This is a genomic window from Novipirellula sp., assembly GCF_041583735.1.
Lineage (GTDB): Bacteria > Planctomycetota > Planctomycetia > Pirellulales > Pirellulaceae > Novipirellula.
Genome location: NZ_JBFHFD010000540.1, coordinates 1 through 5974, shown reverse-complemented (window position 1 = coordinate 5974; position 5974 = coordinate 1). Strand labels below are relative to the sequence as shown.

2 protein-coding genes are annotated in these 5974 nt (G+C 54.1%); both read left to right on the top strand.

Annotated features, from left to right (window positions below):
- Positions 1–1464 precede the first annotated feature (1464 nt).
- Positions 1465–2136, top strand: coding sequence for a hypothetical protein (locus ABX962_RS27755; protein ID WP_372724312.1), 672 nt, complete (start codon positions 1465–1467; stop codon positions 2134–2136).
- A 508-nt stretch (positions 2137–2644) separates the two neighbouring features.
- On the top strand, positions 2645–5974 hold a 3330-nt coding region (locus ABX962_RS27750; RefSeq protein WP_372724310.1), incomplete at its 3' end, for an SdrD B-like domain-containing protein.

Sequence of the window (5974 nt, the reverse complement as noted above, 5' to 3'; positions counted from 1 at the left end):
GAGCTGTTGCTTGAGGGATCTGTAGCAAGATCCACTACGGGGGTTTGTCGTTGATCGCTCCGCGATCATTACGTGGTGGCGATTGAGATTACAGGAAGAAGGGTGACAGGAAGATTAAAAGCACTGGCCGTAGCGAAAGTCGCGGAGACTTTCGAATGTGGGATAGGCTGCCAGCCTGTCGTCGTGATAGTGCTGTCGCTGGCGGTTATTGGATCAAGAAAATTGGCGGCAAAAAAATGGGTGGCAAAAACATAAGAGCACTGGCCGTAGCGAAAGTCGCGGAGACTTTTGGATGTGGGGTAGGCTTCCAGCCTGCCATCGGTCGTGGAGCTGTTGCTTGAGGGATCTGTAGCAAGATCCACTACGGGGGTTTGTCGTTGATCGCTCCGCGATCATTACGTGGTGGCGATTGAGATTACAGGAAGATGGGTGACAGGAAGATAAAAAGACATAGGTGTAGCGGAAGTCGCGGAGATTTTTGAAATGTTCTCCTTTTTTAAGCCATAAACATCAAATTGTGTTAAAAGCTGCTGCCTGATAGCATCTTGGCGCAGAATTTGCAATGTTGCCTATCAGGTGGACAATGGTTAGTAGCATCGAAGGGGGCACTGCGGCGTTTGCGAGCATTTTTTTGCAGTTGGGTAGGGAACCGGGGTTTTCTTTGCCGAAGCGTGACTCGTATTGAGACAGTTGTAAAAAGATGAGATGAATGCAGATTTTTGGGGTGGATTTTGATGCAAGGCGTTGGTGAGTGACCTAGGTTATTGATTAGGGAGGATGTCGCTTGCTGCGGAACGCGAATGCGGAGCGCATTCTGCGGGCGAATCCCGTTTTATGAAAAGGTTTGGGAGATGACCACTTTAACGGCCATCATTGTTGGCGTCCTTGTTTTCTTCGCTATTTGTGCGTTCGTAGTGGCTCTGTTGATCCAACGAGCTCCGCGTGTGGAAGAGTGTGATTGCGATGAGTGTCGTCGCTTGCGGGGGGAGTTTGTTGAGCCTGTCGAGGAATTGACCGATCTGTGCGCTGCGACCGCTGCGACGGAACTGTTGTCTCAAAATAAGCCGGGTAAGATTGCCGACGTCAAGTCAACACAATGTTGCGCGTCCCGGGCACATGAAATCCCCAAAACAGCACAGCACTCGTGGTTTTCCGGGTGGAAATCCCACACTCCGCGCTAGAACGCGGCTTTGGCAGCTAAGGACGAATCGCCCTTTCTTTATCGCCTCCACCCACAGTGATTCTGGTTCTGTAGGTGCCAGTTTCCGGCGTTCTAGCCGGCTGAAGGGTTTTTCTTGGTGCCCAGACCGCGGTGTCTGCTGAACGGAAGCTTCAGGTTCGGGGGGGAGTCCTGGGGGAATGCCCTTGCGGTGGGGATTCTGGTGAGTACGATTGAGCCGATTGGGGCGTTCTGATCTTGGAAACTGCCACCCCCTCCCGTGACTCGAACATTCCGGTTTTATTTTGTTTCGAACCCTTGCACTCATCGTACCGCTGGTGTTTGCCGTTGGAATGAACCAGGCCCACGCAGGTGTCATGACCACGGTGCCTCCGCCCGACATTTACGTTGCAGGTTTGTGGGCGACCTATGATGGAAGCGAGTTTGTGTCGCAAGGGGAAGCCATGATGTACAAGCCGCTTTTGGGTGATGATGTGAATATCCTGCCGGATAAATACAGCGCGACGCTTGGGGCGACATCTTCTGGCCTATTCCAAATGCAAGCGAACATCACAGCGGATGGTACGATCTCAGAAGCCAGCTTCACTGTGCACGGTTCCTTGGGTACCGCCTCGACTGGTGAAGTTGTATTGCTGAGTGGCACAATCACCGAAATGAACATGGCGGTTTTCTCGACGTCACACATATTGGAATTTAAGGTGACGGATAAGGAGTTTACAGGCACCCTCGCCCCGTTTTTCCAGAGCCAATATGGCGGTGCCGTTATAAAGATGACGCTTCAGTCCTGGCATTATGGGGATAGTCTCTATACTTTCACTGATGCCTTTGGGGCTACAGGGGCTGCGAACATCGGGCGTCCAGTACCTGAGCCCGCTTCGATGGCGATTTGGGGATCCGTTTTGGTCGTCGGCAGCGTTTTTTCGCGGCGACGAAATCGCAGTCGTCTGGCCGTTTGATCGCTTTGTCGCCCCGCTTTCCAAGCTGGCAGTGTCACGGTGAACGTGCCTTAGGCTTCGGTGTGGTTCATCTCACTCTCGACGATCCAACGTGATGCCCGCTAACGCAGCGCTGTGAAGCATTTTTCTTATAGGGTTTGGCTAATTTAGCGTAGCGGAAGTCGTCAAGACTTTCGTTCCATTGACGTATTGTCCCCCGAAACTGTTGGCGAGTTTCGCTACGAAATGCTTTACCACGCTACCGCTAACGGCTTGGAAAGCCGTGCGACAATGTCAAGGATCTTGCCAAAGATCCTGAAGCGAATCTTGCTTGATCACCCTCTCGATGCCTGTCCCATTTCGGACCCAGGCTTCTACCTGGCTTTTCTTGAGAATCATTCTCCGATTCTGTGGCCCCCCAAGTGTTGACAAGGATGTGTTCTGATTACAGTAGGGGGCTATTGCTCCATCCCCACGGCTGTGTTTCCCTCCATTCCGCTGCCCTTGCCCCCCGCCCAGGTTTCGTTTCATGCGACTGTCTCAAATCACCTCCCTGTTCGGCTCGGCTTCTTCAGTATCGCAGACGAAAAAGCCGCGACGCACTCGACATGGGGCGAGGCGACGGATTCAGGCGGAACTGCTCGAGGATCGCCGCATGATGGCGTTACTGGAAATGAACCCAGCGTTTCCAACATTCGATGCGAACTTCAATGGATCGGTTCAGTACAATGCGGCAACGGATACGTTTGTCGCTGACGCGACTCCGTTGCTATTTAAGACCACTTTTTTCGGATTCGGGTCACAGGTCCAGGCACCGAAAAGTTTTCAGCTTGAATTCAAAGTCGACGACACGGGAAATTTTGCTGGAGGCGTGGCTGGACACGACTTCAAAATTACTGGTTCACTCAACCTCGACTCGGATTCCATTCCCGATGTGACGGGTGATCTGTTAACCGGCGAAGTGATTGCGTTTGGTTATGCCGACTCCGGTAACGCTACGACGACGGATGTTTTTGATGTGCGTCTGCAGGTGACGGGCGGGGCGTTGTCCGTTCCTGGGGTGCTAACGGCCAGTGGCAATCCGCGGCCTGCGTATTATGCGGACCGAGATATCGGTATGCGGATCACCAGCGAAAACTCGACCTTCAACGGCAATTTCAACGTTGATTTCGGGGGTGGCAACAAGACACTGCTTGGCCCGATCGAGCGCGAAGTGGTTGAACCGGCAGAGCTTGGCAATTTCGTTTGGCAGGATGTGAATCGCAACGGTATCCAAGATGACGGCGACACTGGGGTGAACGGCGTCCGCGTCCATCTGTATTCGGACGTCGATGGCGACGGCGTTGCGGAGCCGGGTGGCGATGACGCGGGGCCTATCGATTCGCGTGTGACCACGACTGTGGGGACGACGCCCGGTTATTACTTGTTCGAGGATCTCGACCCAGGCGACTATTTCGTTGTCTTTGATGCATCGACATTGCCGAGCGGATTTGAGTTCACGACACACAATGCGGTCGGTTCGACCGCCGCCGACGACAGTGATGCGGACGTGATCACTGGTGCCGCCGCAGTGACGACTTTACAGGCAGGTGAAAGTGATCTGACTTGGGACGCCGGGATCGTGCAGGCGTCCGATGTTGCGATCAAGAAGTACACGCGAGTCGATGAGGCTCCGGGGCCTGCGATTGATATCGAAAAGTTCGTCAAACCGGTTGTCGTCCATTCGGGCAACATTTGCGATGCAACAGGCAAGACAACCGTGTTGACATTGCAGTACACCCCAGGCACCAGTGTCAATACGGCTCAGGATCCGGGCAAGGCAACGGCAAGCGGATCTGTGGATGCGTCTGCTACGGATACTTACATTGTCGTCGGCGATGGGGGAAGCAATGTTTTCTTTGCGGGCACCGTCGCTGCGGGGGATTCATTCACGGCTTCGTCCAGTCTGGCAGGGACCAAGTCGTTCATGTCCAACACGATCATCCAGCTGTACGACAATCAGTCCGCGTTCGAGGCTGGTGCCGCTGCGCTGCAAACGATGCAGTACCACACATCTTGTTCACAACCGATTCGACTTGGCGATGTGATTGGCAGTGTTGTGGTGGTTGAAATGGCGGGGAAAGAGGGATCCGTGATCGCACCGGCCGGATTGGGTGAGGATGCGGATACCACCGCGAGCGGACCGGAAGTCATGGTCGGCAGTGAAGTCGTGTGGACCTATGTCGTCACCAATCCTGACCCGAACGATCGACCGATTACCAATGTGGTTGTGGTCGACGACGCAGGGACCCCCAATGACCCCGCCGATGATTTTTACCCTCAGTACGTCAAGGGGGATGATGGCGACGGGTTACTGGAACTTGGCGAACAGTGGATCTACACCGCCAAGGGAACGGTTGAATTGGCGGGCCAGTACCGTAATATCGGCAAGGTGACTGGCAATTTTGTCGATAGTGGTGCGATGGTCATGGATGATGACCCCGCCCATCATTTCGGTGTCACCGGCGAAGTGTTGGTGTGCAGTGAAGTCGGCAAACCGGTCGAATTGACGTTTGACTATGTCGGCGGCAGCAATGTTCAGACGGATCAAGATCCTGGCAAAGCGGGGACCAGTGGCGTCGCGGATTCAACGCCTCACGATTCGTACTTTGTCGTGACGAATTCGACAGACCTTCACAAAGTGTTCTCGGGTGACGCAGCGAACTACTTCTCGGGCACCGTATCTTTGGATGACCCGTTCACCGCGACAGCCGCCAACGCCGACTCGAGCAAATTCAGCTCGAACATGATGATTTATCTGTTCGACAGCGTTGCCTCGTTTAATGCGGGGGCTGCTCCGCTGCAAACGATGCAGTATCACACGTCGTGTTCTCAGCCGATCAACTTAGGCGATGTCATCGGAGGAGTGAAGATTGTTGGCGCGGTCGGAGACACGGGATCGTCGACTGTGCTGGCTGATCAATTGCCACCGTTGGGGCCGCTGGAATTGCAGGGGCCTACGGTCGTGCTGGAAGGGGATCATCCATTTGATGCTTCTAATATCGGTGTTCCGGCCGATCTTCCGACTGGCCCGATGGCACAACTTGGCGACAAGATCACATTTACCTATGAAATCACCAATCCTGGTGGCGTTCCCCTGTCCAATGTGATGGTTACCGACAATACCGGAGTGGTTGTCGAACCCGTATTGCAGACCAATGGCACAAACGTGGGTGACGTGAACGGAGACGGTTTACTGGACCCCAGCGAAACGTGGTATTACCAGGCCGTTGAAATTGCGGACGCGGTTGGCCAGCAGATGAATATCGGTAAGGTTACCGCCGATCCAGGAATGGTAATGGCTGAAAATCCGAGCCATCACTTTGTGAACCCACTGAGCATCGAAAAATTCACTCGTGGTAAAGCGGAGTCAAGCGGTTTGGTGGGCGTGGATGTCTGTGGCGATCTAGGGTTGGATGATTTCGATACGCTGACGTTGCGTTACGAAGGCAACAATTTCATTAGCAATCCGCAGGAAGGCAAAGCGGTGGTGGCCGGCACTCTTTCGGATCCGGCGCCGATGGATGTTTACATCATCGGAAGCAAGGACTCGGACGCAGAGGGGGGGCAATTCTTTGCGGGCACTGTGGGACTGGGAGACGCGTTTGATCTGACTCAAGCGTACAGCGACACGAGTTTCGGTTCGTCCACCTACGTCTTGATCTACGACGCGGATCCTGCCGCAGGCGGAACTTTGCTGCAAACCATTGACTTTCATACCTCGTGTTCAAAACCGCTTAGATTGGGCGACATCTTTGGCGGCGTGACCCTGGTCGGCGTTACCGACGAGGATGGCGATTCCGCGAGACTGGCTGAACCG